This window comes from Rhodococcus sp. SORGH_AS_0303 (assembly GCF_030819335.1).
Taxonomy (GTDB): Bacteria; Actinomycetota; Actinomycetes; order Mycobacteriales; family Mycobacteriaceae; genus Rhodococcoides.
Map to the genome: position 1 here is coordinate 3,073,104 of NZ_JAUTBO010000001.1, position 18,432 is coordinate 3,091,535.

Consider the following 18,432-nt stretch of genomic DNA (forward strand, 5'->3'; position numbering starts at 1 on the left):
CGACTCCGGCCGGAATCGAGTCAGCGGGCAGTGTAGTTCGGTGCCTCGACGGTCATGGTGATGTCGTGCGGGTGGCTCTCCTTGAGTCCGGCAGAGGTGATCTGCACGAACTGCGCCTCCTGCAGCTCCTCCACCGAGTTCGACCCCGTGTAGCCCATCGCGGCCCGCAGTCCGCCCGTGAGCTGATGGATGACCTGGGACAGCGGGCCTCGGAAGGGCACACGCCCCTCGATGCCCTCGGGCACGAGCTTGTCCTCTGCCAGCACGTCGTCCTGGAAGTAGCGGTCCTTGGAGAAGGACTTCGTCGCGCCGCGTCCCTGCATGGCGCCCAGCGAACCCATGCCGCGGTAGCTCTTGAACTGCTTGCCGCCCACCAGGATCAGCTCACCGGGTGACTCGGCGGTGCCCGCGAGCAGGGATCCGAGCATTGCGGTGGAGGCGCCGGCGGCGAGAGCCTTGGCGATGTCACCCGAGAACTGCAGTCCGCCGTCGGCGATGACGGGCACACCGGCGGCCTTGCACACCGCGACCGCCTCGAGGATGGCCGTGATCTGCGGGGCACCGACGCCGGCGACGACGCGGGTGGTGCAGATGGAACCGGGACCCACGCCCACCTTCACGGCGTCCGCACCCGCCTCGACCAGGGCGCGCGCTCCCGAGCGGGTGGCGATGTTGCCGCCGACGACCTGGACACGCTCGCCCACCTCGGCCTTGATCTTGCTGACCATCTCGAGGACCTGGGAGTTGTGCCCGTGCGCCGTGTCGACGACGAGCACGTCGCACCCTGCCTCCGCGAGAAGCATCGCGCGGGACCAGGAGTCGTCGCCGACGCCGACGGCGGCACCGACCAGCAGGCGACCGTCGCGGTCCTTGGTGGCGTAGGGGTGCTGCTCGGTCTTGACGAAGTCCTTGACGGTGATCAGACCGGTGAGCCGGCCGTGTCCGTCGACGATGGGCAGCTTCTCGATCTTGTGACGACGCAGCAGCCCCAGCGCGGCGTCGGCCGTGACACCCTCGCGCGCGGTGACCAGCGGAGCCTTGGTCATGACCTCCGCGACGGTGCGGTTCTGGTCGACCTCGAACCGCATGTCGCGGTTGGTGATGATGCCGACCAGTTCGCCGCGCTCGTCGGTGACGGGCAGGCCGGAGATGCGGAACTTGGCGCACAGCGCGTCGACCTCGGCGAGCGTGTCCGACGGCGAGCACGTCACCGGATCCGTGACCATGCCGGCCTCGGACCGCTTGACCACCTCGACCTGCGCCGCCTGATCGGCCGCGGACAGGTTGCGGTGCAGGACGCCCATACCGCCGGCGCGAGCCATGGCGATGGCCATGCGTGCCTCGGTGACGGTGTCCATGGCGCTGGACACCAGGGGGACGCGCAGCCGGATCTCGCGGGTGAGCTGGCTGGACGTGTCCACCTTGCTCGGAATGAGATCCGATGCGGCGGGTATGAGGAGAACGTCGTCGAAGGTGAGGCCCAGCATGGCAACCTTGTTCGGGTCGTCGCCACCGGTGCGGACACGGGTCGCCTCGACGCGGGCGGTCGAGTCCTCTGCGGCGGTCACGGGCCTGTCGGGGGTACTCATACGGATCGGGCCCTCCTGAGCTGCGGTCGATCGATGTGCGAGCCGGGGACTTCCCTCGTCCGCTCGCGGTACATCGTATCGGTCCCCCGCCCGGCGCAGGTCACCCCGTGCGCCGGAGGCCGCCGGACCCCCGCGGAGCCGTGTAGCGCTGGCGCAGACCGGCACTTGCTGCGTACCGTGGACGTGTGCGCGATCAACTGCCTCCAGGTCTGCCGCCGGATCCCTTCGCCGGCGATCCAGCCGACCCCTCGGCCGCCCTCGACGCCATCGAGCCCGGACAGCCCCTCGATCCCCAGGAACGCCTGGCGGTCGAGGAGGATCTCGCGGATCTCGCCGTCTACGAGGCACTGCTCGCCCACCGCGGCGTGCGAGGCCTCGTCGTGTGCTGCGAGGACTGCCAGCAGGACCACTACCACGACTGGGACATGCTGCGCGCGAACCTGCTGCAGCTTCTCGTCGACGGCACGGTGCGTCCCCACGAGCCCGCGTACGACCCGATTCCCGACGCGTACGTCACGTGGGACTACTGCCGCGGATACGCGGACGCGTCCATGAACGACGCGCTCCAGGGCGACGGGTACGACTCCTAGGGCGTCGGCGCGCGACACCACTTCACGACGAAGGCCCGCAGACAGTGTCTGCGGGCCTTCGTCGTGCACGTGGTCGGTGACTCGAGGTCAGTTGGGCACCACGGACGTGTCCGGGGTGACCGCCGCCGTCGTCGACGGCACGGGCATCGGTGCCCGCAGGATCTCCGGCGGGACGGTGACCGTGGTGGTGGGCGCCTGCGGGAAGAACGGCAGGTCCGTCGGCAGCGGAATCCCCGGCAGTTGGATGTCCGTCGGCAGCTGCGGGATCTCCGTCGGGAGCGGGATTTGCGGGAGCTGCAGGCTCGGATCGACGGGGATCTCCGGGATGACGTCCTGCGGCACGGTCGGCACCGTGGTGAACGGCGTGGTCGGCAACGCCGGCGGCGGAACGACGGCCGGCGCTGTCAGCTTCGCCAACTCGTCCGACAGGCGCGTCCACCACATCTGCAGCTGGGCACGCTCGTCCTCGTCGCGGATGCTCTCCGTGCGCTGTGCGGCCTCGGCCAGACGAGTCTTGGCCGTCTCCGCGTCACCACGAGCGAGCAGATCCTCGACCTCCTGCAGCGCCGACGTGGTGTCGACCTGCGCGACCGTCGAATCGGCCTGCTGGGTGAAGACGACCTCCTTCACCTTCCACAGGGGATCGCCCGGCATCGCGCTGTACGAGAACGCCGTGACACCACCCGCGAGGAACGCGACGGCGGCCGCGGCACCGGCGACGGGGCGCAGGAAACGCATCCGGCTCCGCGTGCGCTGACGGTGCAGCGCGTCCTCGGCCAGCGCGAGATCGATCGCCGCGGCGACCTGATCGAGATCGGGACTCTCGGGGAGCGGGTCGGCGAGGATGTCGGAACGCCATTCGGCCAGCAGACTGGCCAGGCGATACTCGTCGGAGTCGACGGTCGCGACGGGACCGTCGCTCGCGATCGCATCGATGAGCGCGTCGTCACGGCGCACGGCCATGATGTCGACGGGGCCGGACGACTCGAGGTCGTCGACGGCTCGGGGATCGACGCCACCTGCGCCGGAGGCGTCGGGGCGGCCGGTGGCTCCGTGTCCGGAGGCGCCGTGCCGAGAATCTCCAGCGCTGCCGCGCCACGAGTCCCTAGCCATACTTGTCACCTGCTCCCACTACTTCGTTCTTCAGCTTCGCTATTGCCCGGTGCTGCGCCACACGAACGGCGCCTGCGGTACTACCCACGGCGGCGGCCGTCTCCTCTGCCGACAACCCGACCACCAACCGGAGCACCAGGATCTCGCGGTGCTTCTCCGACAGCGTCGACAGCAGTTCGTTCATGCGGCGTCCTGCCTCCGAATCCAGCGCCCGTTGCTCGGGGCCGTCCTCGATGGACATGACATCCGGTACATCGGCCATCGGTTCGGATTTGTTACGCGAGGAGCTGCGATGGGCGTCCGCGACCTTGTGCGATGCGATCCCGTACACGAACGCCATGAAGGGGCGGCCCTGGTCCTCGTAGCGCGGCAGCGCTGTCATGACCGCGAGGCACACCTCCTGGGCGACGTCGTCAGCAGACAGCTGACCCCTCTCACCTGCACCGACGCGCGCGCGGCAGTACCGGACCACGATCGGCCTGATGGTTTCGAGGACGACGGAGAGAGCCCTTCGGTCGCCGCGAGCAGCTGCGGCGACGGCCGAGTCCAGCCCCTCACCCGTGGCAATCATCGTCAGAGTGTTTCCCACCTCACATCGGGCCCGCTCCGGAATCGAGCGCGCTTCCTCCCGGTCCCCGACGGCCCGGTGCGGAACCTCTCAAGGATAGTCGCCGCCCGACGCGGCTCGACCGAACCGTACGGTTCGGTCACGAGAATTGCCCACCGCGTGATCGGATCGCAACCTCGAACACCCGTCGGACAGCGCCGGCGTCGCGGTCACCGCACGCTTCGGACAGGCAGGCGGAGGCCCACGCGAGCGGGAGCAGGTCGGCGGCGACGGCGTCGTCGCGCACCGAGCGCGCTGCCGTCACGGCGACGGAGTGGTCACCCGCCACCAGCAGGGCCGCGGCGTGCACCACACGGGACTTGACGAGGTGCCGCGGCGACCGGAACTCCCGTGCCGCCCGAACGGATGCCTCCGCCGCGTCGAGGGCGCGCCGCGCGTCACCCGACGCCATCGCCACCTCCGCCCGGACCCACATCACGCGGAGTGACACTCGCTGGTGCCCCGGCCGGGTGGCGAGCACCGACTCCGCCCGGGCGAGGAGGACGTCGGCCCGCGCGAGGCGGCGGGGACCGATGGCATCGGCGGCGAGACCGACGAGGGCGTCCACGGCGGCGTCGACGTCGATCGCCCGGCGCGGACCTGTCCCACGGGAGAAGCCGCTGTCGACGAGCGCCGCGCCGTCACGCACCGCGGCGTCGGTGTGGCGGCCGAGTTGGCGCAGCAGCGACCCCTCGAGGCTCGCGCTCAGGGACCGCACGGCCGGATCGGCGTCGCGCCGCAGCGACCGCGCCCGGGTGAGCGAGGCGGCGTACCACCCGCGGGCCCCGGCGTCGACGGCCTCCGACCACCGTGTCAGGGAGTCCGGACCGGGCACGGGAGGACACGAGGACTGCACGGGAAACAGAATAGTCTTCGGGCGTTATCCAGGAATTTACACACGAAATGTCACGACATTTCCGGGCACAGTGTGTCGGTGTCTTGTCGACGATGTGACAGGGACATTACGAGGACTCCCCTACCGGCTCGACACCAGAGAAAAGTGTCGTCCGAGTTAATTAATGCCTGCTCGGAGTATGCAGATCACCACGATCGAGACTGTTGACGGTGAAACTCGCCCGGCTCTACGGTTGCGACAGATCGTGAACTGCACCAGAAGAATTCACGACCGTGCGTGAGAGTCCTAGGAGTACACAATGCCCCAGCCCAATCACCTTCCCGGACCCAATGCCGATATCTGGGATTGGCAGATGCACGGATCGTGCCGCGGCGAGGACTCGTCGATGTTCTTCCATCCCGATGGTGAACGAGGACGAGCGCGAGCGCAACGCGAGATGAAGGCCAAGGAGATGTGCCGCGCGTGCCCCGTCCTCGCCCAGTGCCGGAGCCACGCGCTCGCCGTGAGCGAGCCGTACGGCATCTGGGGCGGCATGTCCGAGACCGAGCGCGAGGTCTTCGCGCGGCGCAACCGTCGCCGTCTGGCCTCCTGACCCCACGAACGAGCGAGGCCCCACCGGACAGTGTCCGATGGGGCCTCGCTCGTCGAGAGGGTGGTCAGTGGTTGTGGCCGTGACCGTGGCCGCCCTCGTCCTCGACGACCTCGGGCTTGTCGACGACGGTCGACTCGGTCGTGAGGATCATCTTCGCGACGGACGCGGCGTTCACCACGGCCGACCGAGTGACCTTGACCGGGTCGATGACGCCGTCGGCGACCAGGTCGCCGTACGTCAGCGTGGCGGCGTTGAAGCCGGTGCCGTCGTCCGCGTCGACGAGCTTGCCGACGACGACGGAACCGTCGATTCCGGCGTTGCTCGCGATCCAGTACATCGGGGCCCGCAGCGCGAGGCGCACGGCCTCGACGCCGATGGCCTCGTCGCCCGTCAGACCGAGGTGGTCCTTCAGGCCGCGGCTGGCGTGCACGAGTGCGGCGCCTCCACCGGAGACGATGCCTTCCTCGACAGCTGCCTTGGCGGCGTTGACGGCGTCCTCCACGCGGAACTTGCGCTCCTTGAGGTCGGTCTCGGTGGCGGCACCGACCTTGATGACCGCGACTCCGCCGGCCAGCTTCGCCAGACGCTCCTCGAGCTTCTCGCGGTCCCAGTCGGACTCGGTCGCCTCGATCTCGCGACGGAGCTGTCCGACGCGGTCGGCGATGGCCTCCGCGGTGCCCGCACCCTCGACGATGGTGGTCTCGTCCTTGGTGACGACGACGCGGCGTGCGCTGCCGAGCAGGTCGAGGCCCGCATCCTTGAGGCTGAGGCCGATGTCGGAGTTGATGACGGTGGCACCGGTGACGATCGCGAGGTCCTCGAGGAACGCCTTGCGGCGGTCTCCGAAGAACGGCGCCTTCACCGCGACGGCCTTGACCGTCTTGCGGATCGAGTTCACGACGAGCGTGGACAGTGCCTCGCCCTCGATGTCCTCGGCGATGATGAGAACCGGTTTGCCCGACTCCGCGATCTTCTCCAGGAGCGGCAGGAAATCGGGAAGGGACGAGATCTTCTCGCGGTACAGCAGGATCTGCGCGTCCTCGAACACCGCTTCCTGACTGTCCGGATCGGTGACGAAGTACGGCGAGAGGTAGCCCTTGCCGAACTGCACGCCCTCGGTGATGACGAGTTCGGAGACGAGCGAGCTCGACTCCTCGACCGTCACGACACCGTCGGCGCCGACGCGGGTGAGCGCCTCGCCGACCATCTGGCCGATGACCTCGTCGCGGGACGACACGGTGGCGACCTGCGCGATGGACTTCTCGCCCTGCACGGGAACCGCGGCGGCGAGCAGTGCCTCGGACACGTGCTCGACGGCCTTGGTGATGCCGGCGCCGAGCGCGATGGGGTTGGCACCGGCGGCGACGTTCTTGAGCCCCTGCTTGACCAGGGCCTGTGCCAGTACCGTCGCCGTCGTCGTACCGTCACCGGCGACGTCGTTGGTCTTGGTGGCGACGCTCTTGACGAGCTGTGCGCCGAGGTTCTCGAAGGGATCCTCGAGGTCGATCTCACGGGCGATGGACACGCCGTCGTTGGTGACGGTGGGACCACCGAAGGCTTTGGCCAGCACCACGTGCCGGCCGCGGGGCCCGAGGGTGACCTTGACGGCGTCGGCGAGCTTGTCGACGCCCCTCTCGAGGCTGCGTCGTGCGACCTCGTTGAATTCGATTTGCTTGGACATGTGGCCTACCAACTCCTCATCAGTACGGCGTGACGCATTCCGCCCCGGGTCCTCGAGACAAGGACACCGGGGCGGAGGGCGTGGGGCTTACTTGGAGATGACTGCCAGCACGTCGCGTGCGGACAGGATCAGGTACTCCTCGCCGGCGTACTTGATCTCGGTGCCGCCGTACTTGCTGTAGATGACGGTGTCACCCTCTTTGACGTCGACAGGGATGCGATTTCCCTTGTCGGTCACTCGGCCTTCACCCACGGCCACCACGGTGCCCTCCTGGGGCTTCTCCTTGGCGGTGTCGGGGATGACCAGGCCGGAGGCGGTCGTCGTCTCGGCCTCGACGGCCTGGACGAGGATCTTGTCCTCGAGCGGCTTGATGTTCACGCCTGCCACGATGAGCCCTCCACTTTCACGATTGTCGGTCCGGGGCTGGTCCCCGGCACGGATTGTGCTGGTGTTCGTCCTGCTGGGTACTGCTCTGGTTCACGACGCACGATTGCGGTGGCCCGTCGTCGCGGGTGCCGGGTCACTGAACCTGTCGTCGACTAGCACTCTATACACGCGAGTGCCAGCACTCAACCTTCACGAGTGCACATTCTCGTGTCGCGTCGAGGACGCCATCGCCTCGCGGACCAGAGGCGCGACCTCGCGGCCCAGAAGTTCGATGGAGCGCAGCACCGTCTCGTGGGGCAGCGTGCCGACGCTGATGCGTCAGACGGATGCGCTCGGTCCCGCCGCGATCGCCGCGAGCACGACGGCGGGCGCGGACGCGGCGAAGTCCTCGCGGTGATGCTCACCGACGCCGTACACGTCCAGTCCCACCTCGTCGGCGAGCTGGGCCTCCTCGACCACCTCGCGCAGTCGTCGACCGTGGCCGCGCACCTCCTGGACTCCCTCCTCCGGGTAGGTCTCGGCGAAGGTGGTGATGCCGATCTCGACGCTCGCAGACACGGTGACGCGCCCCTTTCTCACTTTCGTGACGTCTCGTCATTGCACTGGTCAGGAAGGGGTTCGGTGTCCCTCCGCGGCCGGAACCAGCGCGGGATGTGCACTATTTCCGGCGGAGTTCGGTAACATTCGTATAACGGCAGCGTAGGAACGACCGCCCGAGGAGGTGCATGCACGTGTCGGACACACAGCAGGAGAGTGTGGTCCCCGAACCCACCATCGGGGTCTCGGCAGGATCCGAGGTGGTGTGCTGCGCCGTCCTCACCACCGCTCCCGACGGCACCGAGACCTTCGACTACCGCACCGTGACCGCCGAGGGCGCCCGCTCCGACATCGGTGACCTGGTCGCCACCTCGCTCGATCTCGCGTCCCACCACCTCGTCGACGACGACACCCGCCCCGCCACGTCGGGCGGACGTATCGCCGTGGCGCATCGCGGCGGCCTCGGGTCGCGGTCCATTCTGTCGGCGACCCGTCGTCATCACGTGACGGACGACCATCTGGTGACCGACACCGACGCTCTGCTGTGCTGGCTCCGGCACACCGGCGAGGTGGCGCGGTACGGCCACGTCCTGCTCGTCGACGTCGGCGCCTCGGGCACCACCACGACGGTGATCGATCAGGTCGACGGCACCGTGCGCGCGGTCCGGCGCACCGACGAGGTCAGCGGAGCCGTCCTCGACGCGCACCTCCTCGCCCTGACCGCCGAGAGGCTGCCCGCGGTCACCACCTCGGATCGCCCGGTGGTCGCGGCACGTCTGCGCACGGCCAAGGAGCAACTGTCCTTCCACGAGTCCGTCACCGTGGATCTGCCCGGAGCCGAGACGCTCACCGTGACTCGCGCCGAGATGGTCGTCGCCATCGCCGCACCGTTGGCTGCGCTGCGCGAGCTGGTTCTCGAGGTGCTCGACGAGGCCGGCCCGACCGCACGCCCCGAGGCGGCCGCCGTGGTCGGCGGCGGCGCCCACGTGCCCGCCGTGGTCGAGACCATCACCCACGCCGCCGACGTGCCCGCGGTGCCGACGCCCGAACCCGATGCCGCCGTGGCCAAGGGCGCAGCCCTGCTGGCCCGCGACCTCGGCCACTCGGTGCTGCCCGCGTCCACCCGGCCGCCCACCTCGATCGCCGGGGGCCTGCGAACGGTCGGGCTGCTCGCCGCGGCGTGCGCGGCCATGGCCGTCGTGCTCGCGTACGGCGTCCAGGCCCTGACCCCGTCGAGCGAGCCGGCCGTCACCACGGTGGCCACCTCGGAACTCCCGAACTCGACCACGGAGGAGACGGCCACCAGCGCGTCGGCACCCGAGGCGGCGCCGCCCGCTCTGACCGGTGGCTGGGAGGACGACGCGCCGGAGCCCACGGCCGCGGAACCGTGGCCGACGACCGACTACACCTACACCCCCGAGGTGCGTCCCTACCCGACTCGCTCGTCGTCACCGTCGGCCACGGCGACGACGACCGTGGCGCCGCCGACGTCCACCACCCCGACACTCCGCCCGGCTCCCGATCTTCCGGTCATCGTCCTGCCGGACGTTCCCGGAATCCCGCCGTGGTGGACGGACCTGACCAGTGTGCTGCCGACCCCGCCGGTGACGACGCCGGAGAGCACGCCCGAGTCCGGATCGACACCGGTGTCGCCCGCGCCCGGTGCCGTGGTGCCGGAGTCCGTGCTCCCCGAGGGCCTCGTTCCCGTACCGACCACGTCCGCTCCGGCGGTCACACCGTCGACTGCACCACCCGCCTGACGGGCCGTCAGACGACCTGGCTGACCGAGACGGGCAGGCCCGGATCGGTCGCCGCCGTCAGTGGTGACGGCTCGGCTCCGGATGCAGCGATGTGCGCCCCGAGCGTGGCGATCATGACGCCGTTGTCGGTGCATCGACGCGGAGTGGGCACGCGCAACGTCACCCCGGCCGCGGCGCACCGCTCCTCGGCGAGCGATCGGACACGCGAGTTCGCAGTGGCACCGCCGCCCAGGACGAGGGTGCCGATCCCCCGGTCGGTCACAGCGCGCAGCGCCTTCATCGTCAGGACATCGGCGACGGCCTCCTGGAACGACGCGGCCACGTCGGCCACCACGATCGGACGGCCGGCGCGCTGCGCCGACTCGACGTGGCGAGCCACCGCGGTCTTGAGGCCGGAGAACGAGAAGTCGTAGCGGGAGTCGCGTGGTCCGGTCATGCCGCGAGGAAACGCGACGGCGCGCGGATCACCCTCTGCGGCGAGCGCGTCGAGCACGGGACCGCCGGGATACCCGAGTCCGAGGAGCCGGGCGACCTTGTCGAAGGCCTCTCCCGCCGCATCGTCGACGGTGCTGCCCAGTTCGACGATCGGTTCGGCCAGGGAGGACACCTCGAGCAGATTCGTGTGTCCGCCCGAGACCAGCAGCGCGACACACTCCGGCATCGGGCCGTGCTCGAGGGTGTCCACCGCGACGTGACCACCGAGATGGTTGACCGCGTAGAACGGCACGTTCCACGCCGCCGCGTAGGCCTTCGCCGCCGCGACACCGACGAGGAGCGCTCCGGCGAGGCCCGGTCCGATGGTGACGGCGACGGCGTCCGGGCGACGGATACCCGCCTGCGCCAACGCTCGTCGCATCGTGGGCACGATGGCCTCGAGGTGTGCGCGCGATGCGATCTCGGGGACGACACCACCGAAGCGGGCGTGCTCGTCGACACTGGACGCGACCTCGTCGGCGAGCATCTCGCACGTGCCGGTGCCCGACGCGTCTCCGGTGTAGCGGACGATGCCGACACCGGTCTCGTCGCACGAACTCTCGATCCCCATGACGATCACGGGTGACCACCTCTCGTAGTCGGGGCGGGCCTGGTCATGGTGTACGCGTCCGCACCGCTGGGCTGGTAGTAGCGGCGGCGCGTCCCGACGATGTCGAAGCCCGCACGGCGGTACAACTCGATGGCCGGCTCGTTGTCGGTGCGCACCTCGAGGAACACCGGACCGCCGTGCAGGTCCGCCTCGTGCAGCAACGCGTCGAGCAGTGCCCTGCCGATACCGCGACGCTGCGCGGCGGGATCGACGCCGATGGTGTGGACCTCGGACTCGGTGTCCTCGCCCTTGCCCAGCAACGCGATCCCGGCGTACCCGACGGCCCGACCGTCGTCCTCTCGCACGACGAAGTACCGCACGTGCGGGCCGCGCAGTTCCTCGACGAAGGCCGATGCGGGCCAGGGCCCGTCGGTGGGGAACAGCACGGCCTCGAGCTCCGCGCACCGGTCCGCGTCCTCGACGCGCATCGGTTCGACCGTGCCGATCATGCGCGGGTCTTCGCCGCTCGATCGGCCGTCGCGACCGCGTCGGGACGCCGGAGATACTGCGGCACCAGTGCCGTCGGCTCCGCGCCGGAGCGCAGCGCCTGCGCGGCCACGGCGACGAGGCATTCCGGAGACGGACTCTCGACCGGTTCCACGGGCAGGTCCACCAGATCGACGTGCAGTGCCGATCCGGCCACCACCGTCGACTCCCCCACGACGATGTCCGCGGCGGGCGAGACGAACGGTCCGGCGATGCGCTCGGCGCCGCGGAACCGTGCCCAGTACACCTCCCGGCGACGCGCATCCGTGACGACGAGGACCTCGCGATCACCGGGCACGGCCCCGGCGATGGCATCGAGACTGCCGACACCGTGCACCGGGATGCCGAGGGCGTCACCGAAGGCGGCTCCCGTCGCCATGCCCACGCGCAGGCCGGTGAACGGCCCCGGTCCGGTGCCGACGACGACAGCGGACAGGTCGTCCGCGGTGATGCCGGCGTCGGCGAGGCACTCGAGGATGTGTGGGGTGAGAACTTCGGCGTGCTTACGGGCGTCGACGGTGACGCGCGTCGCGAGCGGCTGCGGGCCGGTGTCGTCGAGCCGCACCACCCCGGCCGTCACGGCGGGAGTGGAGGTGTCCACGGCGAGTATCAGCACGGGGATCCAGATTACCCGTGCTCACCCGATCCACTGCCACGTGGCGGTGCGGACGTCGGACTCCGGCTCGCGCCGCAGCCGGATCAGCAGGTGCCGGTCGGCGAGGGCCTCCGCGATGCCCTCGCCCCACTCCACGACGACGACGGAGTCCGCCAGCTCGGTGTCGAGGTCGAGGGCGTCGAGCTCGTCCATCGCCGAGGCGCCGGTTCCGAGCCCCAGCCGGTAGGCGTCGACGTGCACGAGCCCGGGGCCGGTGTCCCCGCCGGCGCGGTGGGTGCGCGCGATCATGAACGTCGGCGAGCTCACGCGGCCGAGCACGCCGAGTCCGCGGGCGAGACCCTTCGTCAGCGTCGTCTTACCTGCGCCGAGGGGTCCGTCGAGCACCACGACGTCGCCCGCTTCGAGCTCCGCGGCGAGGCGCTCGCCCAGGAGCTCGGTGTCCTCGGCCGTCGAGAGGACGGCCTCCCCCTCGACCGGCACCGCGTCAGCCAACGGTTCGCCTCGTCGGTTCGGCGCGGACCCGTCCGTCGCGTGCACGCTGTACCAGACGGTCCAGGGCGTCGTTCACCTCGTCGGGGAACTCGAGCTGCACCAGGTGACCGGCGCGGCGGACCCGGACCATCTCGGCGTGCGGGAGCGCGTCGGCCAGCTGCTCCGACTTGTCGAACGGGATGACCCAGTCGTCGTCGCCGCACAGCACCAGGGTCGCCGTGTCCGCGATGACGGGCAGCGCCTCCAGTTCGTCGTGCAGCTCGAGCGCCTGGAGAAAGTTGACCATCGTCACCACCGAGGTGTCGTGGATCATCTGCTCGGCGAACGCCTCGAGGGCGGGACTGACCGCGGTGCCGAACGACGCCGCGCGCAGCACCGGGGCGATGACCCCGCGCACGACACCGCGGCCGAACTGGACCGCACCCGGAGCGGTCCGCACCGCGAGCCGGAACGCGTCGACGGCCGGATTCTGGAGGTTCCGTCCGAGACCGGTACGCGCGAGACCCGCTGCGGTGGTGGACATCAGCGCGACTCCGACGACCCGCTCGGCCACCGCGTCGGGGAACTGGCGAGTGGCCGCGAGCACCGACATGCCGCCCATCGAGTGGCCCACCAGCACCAGCGGCCCACGCGGTGCGACGGCCCGGATCACGTCGGCGAGATCGATGCCGAGGCGGGCGATGTCGCACTCGTCCGGCGAGACGTCGCCGGATCGGCCGTGACCGCGCTGGTCGTAGAACACCATCCGCACGTCGTCGCCCCACCGGCGGGCGAGCTCGCGGCGCTGGTAGTGCCAGCACTCCATGCGCAGGCAGTACCCGTGCACGAACACCACGGTCAGCGGCGCCTCGAGTGGACCGACCTCGCGCACCGCCAGCGGCACTCCGTCTCCGCTCGCGACGACGCACCCGCGATCGAACTCCATCGACTCGAAGTCCTCGCGCCGACCGGCGTCGGGCACCGGCGGGCCCACCCGGCGCCGCACCGCCGTGATGCCGGCCACGGCAGCCACGGCCGCGATACTCGCTGCGCCCCCGGCCATTCCGGCGAGACGGGCGCTGATCACGAGACCCCTCCGGCGAACGTCCGTCGTACTCGACCGCGGATACCGGTCACCACCTCGTAGTTGATCGTGTCGAGCGTCTCCGCCCAGTCCTGGGCCGTGGGCTCCCCGTGGTCGCCCGGTCCGAAGAGGTACGCGGTGTCCCCCTCGGCGACGTCGGGACGGCCGGGCCCGAGGTCGACGACGATCTGGTCCATGCACACCCGGCCCACCGCCGGATACCGAACGCCGTGGATCGACACCTCGTATCGGTTCTTCAGCGCACGCGTGATGCCGTCGGCGTAGCCCACGGGCAGCAACGCCACCGTCGTGTCGACGGGAGCGATCCACTCGTGGCCGTAGGAGACGCCATCGCCGGCAGCCACCCGCTTGAGCAGGATCACCGTGGCGCGCAGCGTCATCACGGGGCGCAGTCCGAACCATCCGAGATCGGGTGCCGGGGACAGGCCGTACAGCGCGATGCCCGGTCGGACCATGTCGTAGGCCAGGTCGGGGCGGATAAGGGCACCGGCGGAATTGGCGATGTGCCGTACCTCGGGTGCCACGCCCGCTCGGGCCATCGCGTCCGCGGCGGCGTCGAAGCGCTCCTTCTGCCGGTCGTTGATCGGATCGCCGGGTACGTCCGCATCGACCAGGTGGGAGAACAGGCCGCGCACGCGCAGCGCGCCACCACGCTGCTCCGCCACCAGGGCGTCGACGGCCGCGTCGAACTCGTCCGCACCCACCCCGTTGCGATTCATGCCGGTGTCGACCTTGAGGGACACCACGGCGGGACGGCCGACACGGCGTGCGGCGTCGGCGACCTCCGCTATCTGACGGGGCGAGGACACGCCGATCTCGACGTCCGAGTCGATCAGTCCCGTGAAGTCGGTGCCGGGGGCGTGCAACCAGCACAGCACCGGCGCCGTGAGACCCGCGGTGCGCAGTCCGAGCGCCTCCGCAGCCGTGGCGACACCGAGTTCGCGAGCACCGGCCGCGAGCGCCGCCCGAGCGACCTCCACTCCGCCGTGGTTGTAGCCGTCCGCCTTGACGACGGCCATCACCGCAGCATCGCCGGCGTGCTCGATCAGGATGCGGGTGTTGTGCGCGACGGCGTCCAGATCGATCAGCGCCTCGGCCTGCGGGCGAGAAGTCGGAGCCGGTGCGACCGGACTCGTCGGCACCTCCTGCGCGCTGTTCACCGGCGTCATTCTGCCATCGACAACCCGCACCGACGTGCGGTGGCGGGTGTCAGGCCTGTGCGCGGAGGTCGCCGACCGCGTCCGCAACGGCGCGGAGCAGCGGTGAGGCGGAGATGGGAGCAGCGGTACGCCGACCTCGATCGGTGGCGGCGAGCGCGGCCGCCCGCGAGTGCGCGCGAGCGCCCATGACGGCGGCGGTGCGGGCCGGCACGCCCGCCGCGAGGAGCGCTCCGATCATGCCGGACAGCACGTCGCCGGACCCGGCCGTCGAGGACCAGGACGACCCCGCGTCGTCGACGGAGACGGCGCCGTCGGGATCCGCGATCACCGTCGCTCGCCCCTTGAGCAGCACCGTCACGTTCCAGTCGGCCGCGAGGGCGCGGACGGACCGGACACGATCGGGTCCGGGCGCGGACCCGGTGAGTCGCTCGAACTCTCCCGCGTGCGGTGTCAGCACGGTCGCCGACGACCGTCCGCGCACCAGCTCGGGTCGCCGCGACAGCACGGTCAGTCCGTCGGCGTCGACGAGGACCGGGACGTCGGACTCCAGGACGGAGCGCAGCCGGTCGGCCGCGTCGTCGTCGGTGCCGAAGCCAGGCCCGACCACCCAGGCCTGTACACGTCCTGCCTCGTCGACCGAACGGGCGGTGACCACCTCCGGGTAGTGATGCACCACCTCGGCGCCGCCCTGCCCGACGTAGCGGACCATGCCGGACGTCGCCGCCACCGCAGCGCCCGTGCACAGCACGCCCGCGCCGGGATACTTCTCGCTGCCCGCCATGATTCCGGTGACGCCCTGGGAGTACTTGTCGTCCGCAGGTCCGGGTACCGGCCACGCGCGGCCCACCTCGCCGTCGTCGGGAGACGTGATCGTCGCGGTGTCCGGAACGAGGCCGATGTCGATCAGGTGCAGCTCGCCGCACCACGCGCTCGCGAGCACGTGCACCGGCTTGTAGGCGCCGAACGCCACCGTCACGGCGGCACGGACGGCGGGACCGTCGACGTCGCCCGTGTCCGGGTCGACACCCGACGGCAGGTCCGCAGTCACGACGGGGGCGGTGAGTCCGTCGACGATCGCGGCCGCGTCCGGTCGGAGCGATCCCCGCGCGGACAGGCCGACGATGCCGTCGATCACCAGATCGGGGTCGCCGGCCCGCGTCACCACACGTCCCGTGGCGGCCCGGAACGCCGCCAGTGCGGCGGGGTGGGCGCGATCGGGGCGGAGCAGCAGTGCCTCCACGGCGACACCGCGTCGGCGTAGTTCGGCGCCGGCGAACAGCGCGTCACCGCCGTTGTCCCCGGATCCGGCGAGAACGAGCACCCGTCTGCCGACCACCCCGCCGGTGCGGGCCCGGAGTTCACGAGCGACGACCGTCGCCAGTCCGTGGGCCGCGCGGCGCATCGCCGCGTACTCGGGCAGTCGGGCCAGCAGCGGGGCTTCCGCCGCTCGCACCTCGTCGGCGGTGTGGAAGTGACGCATGCGTCCCACGGTAGCGCCGACCGGCCACGATGCACGGCAGGTCTACCGTGGGAATCATGGCTCGCCTGACAACACTCGCGGCGACGATCGGAGTCACTGCCGCACTGGCACTGTCGCTCACATCGTGCACCGAGGACGCCCCCACCGCCGAACGTCCGACCGGGCCGAACGTCGTCACGGTCGCCGCGATGGCCTACTCCCCTGCCAGCGTCACCATCTCGCCCGGCGACACCGTCACGTGGTTCTTCGACGACACCGGTGTCGCGCACAACGTGATCGGCATCGACGCGGCGTCCCGTCTGCTGCACAGCCCGATGATCTCGTCGGGTCAGTTCAGTCAGACGTTCGACGACCCCGGCACGTACCCGTACTTCTGCTCGGTGCACCCGAACATGACGGGCACCGTCATCGTCCGAGAGAGCTGATCACTCGACGGTGACCGACTTCGCGAGGTTGCGCGGCTTGTCCACGTCGTAGCCGCGCGCCTGCGCGACCTCGGCGGCGAACACCTGCAGCGGCACCGTCGACAACAGCGGCTGCAGCAGTGACGGCGCTGCCGGGATCTCGATGAGGTGATCGGCGAACGGCCGCACCGTCTCGTCGCCCTCCTCGGCGATCACGACGGTCCGGGCGCCGCGCGCCTGGATCTCACGGATGTTGCTGAGCATCTTCGAGTGCAGCACCGCTCGGCCCTTCGGCGACGGCATCACGATGATCACGGGCAGGTCGTCCTCGATGAGGGCGATCGGACCGTGCTTGAGCTCGCCGGCGGCGAAACCCTCGGCGTGCATGTACGCGAGCTCCTTGAGCTTGAGCGCACCTTCGAGGGCGACCGGGTAACCGACGTGGCGACCCAGGAACAGCACCGTCGGTGACGACGCCAACTCGCGAGCCAGGGCGCGAACGGGCTCGACCGTCTCGAGCACCTTCCTCACCAGCTCCGGCATGGCCTCGAGATCCGCGTACTCCCGTGCGACCTCGTCCGGATACTTGGTACCGCGAGCCTGCGCCAACGCCAGACCGACCAGGTAGTTGGCCGTCACCTGGGCGAGGAACGCCTTGGTCGACGCGACACCGATCTCCGGTCCCGCCCGCGTGTAGAGCACCGCGTCGGCCTCGCGCGGGATCTGGGAACCGTTGGTGTTGCAGACGGCCAGGACTCGGGCCTTCTGCTCCTTCGCGTGCCGGACCGCCTCCAGCGTGTCGGCGGTCTCGCCCGACTGAGAGATGGCCACCACGAGTGTCGAGCGGTCGAGAACGGGGTCGCGGTAACGGAACTCGCTGGCCAGCTCCACCTCCACGGGGAGGCGCGTCCAGTGCTCGATCGCGTATTTCGCCAGCAGCCCCGAGTGGTACGCGCTGCCGCACGCGACGACGAACACCTTGTCGACGTCGCGCAGCTCCTGATCCGACAGTCGCTGCTCGTCGAGAACGATGCGACCGTCGGTGAAGTGTCCGAGGAGGGTGTCCGCGACCGCCGCGGGCTGCTCCTGGATCTCCTTCAACATGAAGTAGTCGTGACCACCCTTCTCGGCGGCGGCGAGGTCCCAGTCGATGCGGAACGGACGCCCCTCGGCCTCGGACCCGTCGAAGTTCATGACGTCGTAGCCGTCGGCGGTGATCACCACGACCTGGTCCTGCCCGAGCTCGACCGCGTCGCGCGTGTGCTCGATGAAGGCGGCGACATCGGACCCGACGAACATCTCGCCCTCGCCGACGCCGACGACCAACGGGGTGGAGCGACGGGCCGCGACGATGGTGTCGGGGTGATCGACGTGGGTGAACACGAGCGTGAAGGCGCCTTCGAGGCGCTGCAGCACCGCGAGGGCGCTCTGGACGAAGTCTCCGGCCGTGGGGCCCTCGTCGTAGGCGGCGGCGACCAGATGGACGGCCACCTCGGTGTCGGTGTCCGACTCGAACTCGACGCCTGCGTTCTCGAGTTCGGCGCGCAGCGGCGCGAAGTTCTCGATGATGCCGTTGTGCACGACGGCGACGCGGTCGGCGCGGTCGCGGTGCGGGTGGGCGTTGCGATCGGTGGGCCGTCCGTGGGTGGCCCACCGGGTGTGGCCGATCCCGCTGGTGCCGACGAAGGTGTCCCGCCCGAGTTCGTCCAGTTCGGCCTCGAGGTTCGCCAGTTTTCCGGCCTTGCGCTCGACGGCCATTCCCCCGGACCCGTCCAGGACGGCGATGCCGGCCGAGTCGTATCCGCGGTACTCCATCCGGCGCAACGCCTCCACCACCACCGGTAGCGCTCGACGATGTCCGACGTACCCGACGATTCCGCACATGGGACGACAGCCTACTTCGGCGCGGACGGC

General features: G+C 70.3%; 19 protein-coding genes. 4 read left to right on the plus strand and 15 right to left on the minus strand.

Annotated features, from left to right (window positions below; genetic code table 11):
* Positions 1-20: 20 nt before the first annotated feature.
* Complete coding sequence (guaB, locus tag QE449_RS14370; RefSeq protein ID WP_027503787.1) at positions 21-1,487, minus strand: IMP dehydrogenase; 1,467 nt, start codon at positions 1,485-1,487, stop codon at positions 21-23.
* 287 nt (positions 1,488-1,774) lie between these two features.
* Here guaB and QE449_RS14375 point away from each other — a divergent pair, with 287 nt between their 5' ends.
* A complete protein-coding gene (locus tag QE449_RS14375) occupies positions 1,775-2,179 on the plus strand; it encodes a DUF5319 domain-containing protein (protein ID WP_027503788.1) in 405 nt (134 codons plus the stop codon).
* 87 nt (positions 2,180-2,266) lie between these two features.
* On the opposite strand, the gene QE449_RS14380 is transcribed toward QE449_RS14375, so the two are convergent.
* From QE449_RS14380 to QE449_RS14390, 3 genes are all read right to left on the minus strand, one after another.
* Entirely contained in the window at positions 2,267-3,292 is a 1,026-nt protein-coding gene (locus QE449_RS14380; protein WP_307109020.1) for an anti-sigma-D factor RsdA, read from the minus strand.
* Positions 3,285-3,863, minus strand: coding sequence for a sigma-70 family RNA polymerase sigma factor (locus QE449_RS14385; protein ID WP_027503789.1), 579 nt, complete (start codon positions 3,861-3,863; stop codon positions 3,285-3,287). Before QE449_RS14385 ends, QE449_RS14380 begins: the two co-directional genes overlap by 8 nt.
* Positions 3,864-3,999: 136 nt before the next feature.
* Positions 4,000-4,755 (minus strand): hypothetical protein, encoded by a 756-nt coding sequence (locus tag QE449_RS14390; protein ID WP_307109021.1) that lies wholly within the window; start codon positions 4,753-4,755, stop codon positions 4,000-4,002.
* 298 nt (positions 4,756-5,053) lie between these two features.
* Between QE449_RS14390 and QE449_RS14395 the strand changes: the two genes are divergently transcribed.
* A complete protein-coding gene (locus tag QE449_RS14395) occupies positions 5,054-5,347 on the plus strand; it encodes a WhiB family transcriptional regulator (RefSeq protein ID WP_037183820.1) in 294 nt (97 codons plus the stop codon).
* A 64-nt stretch (positions 5,348-5,411) separates the two neighbouring features.
* On the opposite strand, the gene groL is transcribed toward QE449_RS14395, so the two are convergent.
* From groL to QE449_RS21460, 3 genes are all read right to left on the minus strand, one after another.
* Positions 5,412-7,028 carry a chaperonin GroEL gene (gene groL, locus QE449_RS14400; RefSeq protein WP_027503791.1) on the minus strand — a complete coding sequence of 539 codons (1,617 nt, stop codon included), beginning with the start codon at positions 7,026-7,028 and terminating at the stop codon, positions 5,412-5,414.
* 87 nt (positions 7,029-7,115) lie between these two features.
* Positions 7,116-7,415, minus strand: a complete 300-nt coding sequence (gene groES, locus QE449_RS14405; protein WP_027503792.1) for a co-chaperone GroES — start codon at positions 7,413-7,415, stop codon at positions 7,116-7,118.
* A gap of 318 nt (positions 7,416-7,733) precedes the next feature.
* Positions 7,734-7,973 (minus strand): LLM class flavin-dependent oxidoreductase, encoded by a 240-nt coding sequence (locus tag QE449_RS21460; protein WP_373425229.1) that lies wholly within the window; start codon positions 7,971-7,973, stop codon positions 7,734-7,736.
* A gap of 173 nt (positions 7,974-8,146) precedes the next feature.
* Here QE449_RS21460 and QE449_RS14415 point away from each other — a divergent pair, with 173 nt between their 5' ends.
* Positions 8,147-9,712 carry an Hsp70 family protein gene (locus QE449_RS14415; RefSeq protein WP_222627316.1) on the plus strand — a complete coding sequence of 522 codons (1,566 nt, stop codon included), beginning with the start codon at positions 8,147-8,149 and terminating at the stop codon, positions 9,710-9,712.
* Positions 9,713-9,719: 7 nt separating this feature from the next.
* On the opposite strand, the gene tsaD is transcribed toward QE449_RS14415, so the two are convergent.
* From tsaD to QE449_RS14450, 7 genes are read right to left on the minus strand one after another with little or no spacing between them, the layout of a single operon-like run.
* Entirely contained in the window at positions 9,720-10,766 is a 1,047-nt protein-coding gene (gene tsaD, locus QE449_RS14420; protein ID WP_307109022.1) for a tRNA (adenosine(37)-N6)-threonylcarbamoyltransferase complex transferase subunit TsaD, read from the minus strand.
* Positions 10,763-11,245 (minus strand): ribosomal protein S18-alanine N-acetyltransferase, encoded by a 483-nt coding sequence (rimI, locus tag QE449_RS14425; protein ID WP_027503796.1) that lies wholly within the window; start codon positions 11,243-11,245, stop codon positions 10,763-10,765. Before rimI ends, tsaD begins: the two co-directional genes overlap by 4 nt.
* Positions 11,242-11,898 (minus strand): tRNA (adenosine(37)-N6)-threonylcarbamoyltransferase complex dimerization subunit type 1 TsaB, encoded by a 657-nt coding sequence (gene tsaB / locus QE449_RS14430; RefSeq protein WP_307109023.1) that lies wholly within the window; start codon positions 11,896-11,898, stop codon positions 11,242-11,244. Before tsaB ends, rimI begins: the two co-directional genes overlap by 4 nt.
* Positions 11,899-11,919: 21 nt before the next feature.
* Positions 11,920-12,390, minus strand: coding sequence for a tRNA (adenosine(37)-N6)-threonylcarbamoyltransferase complex ATPase subunit type 1 TsaE (gene tsaE, locus QE449_RS14435; RefSeq protein ID WP_051613037.1), 471 nt, complete (start codon positions 12,388-12,390; stop codon positions 11,920-11,922).
* On the minus strand, positions 12,383-13,432 hold the full coding sequence (locus tag QE449_RS14440; protein ID WP_027503799.1) for an alpha/beta fold hydrolase: 1,050 nt from the start codon (positions 13,430-13,432) through the stop codon (positions 12,383-12,385). Before QE449_RS14440 ends, tsaE begins: the two co-directional genes overlap by 8 nt.
* A gap of 20 nt (positions 13,433-13,452) precedes the next feature.
* Complete coding sequence (alr, locus tag QE449_RS14445) at positions 13,453-14,643, minus strand: alanine racemase (protein WP_222650309.1); 1,191 nt, start codon at positions 14,641-14,643, stop codon at positions 13,453-13,455.
* A gap of 40 nt (positions 14,644-14,683) precedes the next feature.
* The gene (locus QE449_RS14450; protein WP_307109025.1) at positions 14,684-16,114 is read right to left on the minus strand and encodes an NAD(P)H-hydrate dehydratase; all 1,431 of its coding nucleotides are present in this window, start codon (positions 16,112-16,114) and stop codon (positions 14,684-14,686) included.
* Between the two features lie 56 nt (positions 16,115-16,170).
* Between QE449_RS14450 and QE449_RS14455 the strand changes: the two genes are divergently transcribed.
* Positions 16,171-16,539, plus strand: a complete 369-nt coding sequence (locus QE449_RS14455; protein ID WP_037184149.1) for a plastocyanin/azurin family copper-binding protein — start codon at positions 16,171-16,173, stop codon at positions 16,537-16,539.
* Here the strand turns inward: QE449_RS14455 and glmS are convergent, their stop codons facing one another.
* Positions 16,540-18,402, minus strand: a complete 1,863-nt coding sequence (gene glmS / locus QE449_RS14460) for a glutamine--fructose-6-phosphate transaminase (isomerizing) (RefSeq protein ID WP_222627330.1) — start codon at positions 18,400-18,402, stop codon at positions 16,540-16,542.
* Between the last annotated feature and the right edge of the window lie 30 nt (positions 18,403-18,432).

What these genes read in the sequence shown, in the direction of transcription:
- QE449_RS14455 (WP_037184149.1), top strand. Translation starts at nt 16,171, where the DNA reads ATGGCTCGCCTGACAACACTCGCGGCGACGATCGGAGTCACTGCCGCA.
- guaB (WP_027503787.1), bottom strand. Translation starts at nt 1,487, where the DNA reads ATGCTGGGCCTCACCTTCGACGACGTTCTCCTCATACCCGCCGCATCG.
- alr (WP_222650309.1), bottom strand. Translation starts at nt 14,643, where the DNA reads ATGACGCCGGTGAACAGCGCGCAGGAGGTGCCGACGAGTCCGGTCGCA.
- glmS (WP_222627330.1), bottom strand. Translation starts at nt 18,402, where the DNA reads ATGTGCGGAATCGTCGGGTACGTCGGACATCGTCGAGCGCTACCGGTG.
- QE449_RS14385 (WP_027503789.1), bottom strand. Translation starts at nt 3,863, where the DNA reads ATGATTGCCACGGGTGAGGGGCTGGACTCGGCCGTCGCCGCAGCTGCT.
- QE449_RS14450 (WP_307109025.1), bottom strand. Translation starts at nt 16,114, where the DNA reads ATGCGTCACTTCCACACCGCCGACGAGGTGCGAGCGGCGGAAGCCCCG.
- QE449_RS14440 (WP_027503799.1), bottom strand. Translation starts at nt 13,432, where the DNA reads ATGGCCGGGGGCGCAGCGAGTATCGCGGCCGTGGCTGCCGTGGCCGGC.
- groL (WP_027503791.1), bottom strand. Translation starts at nt 7,028, where the DNA reads ATGTCCAAGCAAATCGAATTCAACGAGGTCGCACGACGCAGCCTCGAG.
- QE449_RS14395 (WP_037183820.1), top strand. Translation starts at nt 5,054, where the DNA reads ATGCCCCAGCCCAATCACCTTCCCGGACCCAATGCCGATATCTGGGAT.
- QE449_RS14380 (WP_307109020.1), bottom strand. Translation starts at nt 3,292, where the DNA reads ATGGCTAGGGACTCGTGGCGCGGCAGCGCTGGAGATTCTCGGCACGGC.
- rimI (WP_027503796.1), bottom strand. Translation starts at nt 11,245, where the DNA reads ATGATCGGCACGGTCGAACCGATGCGCGTCGAGGACGCGGACCGGTGC.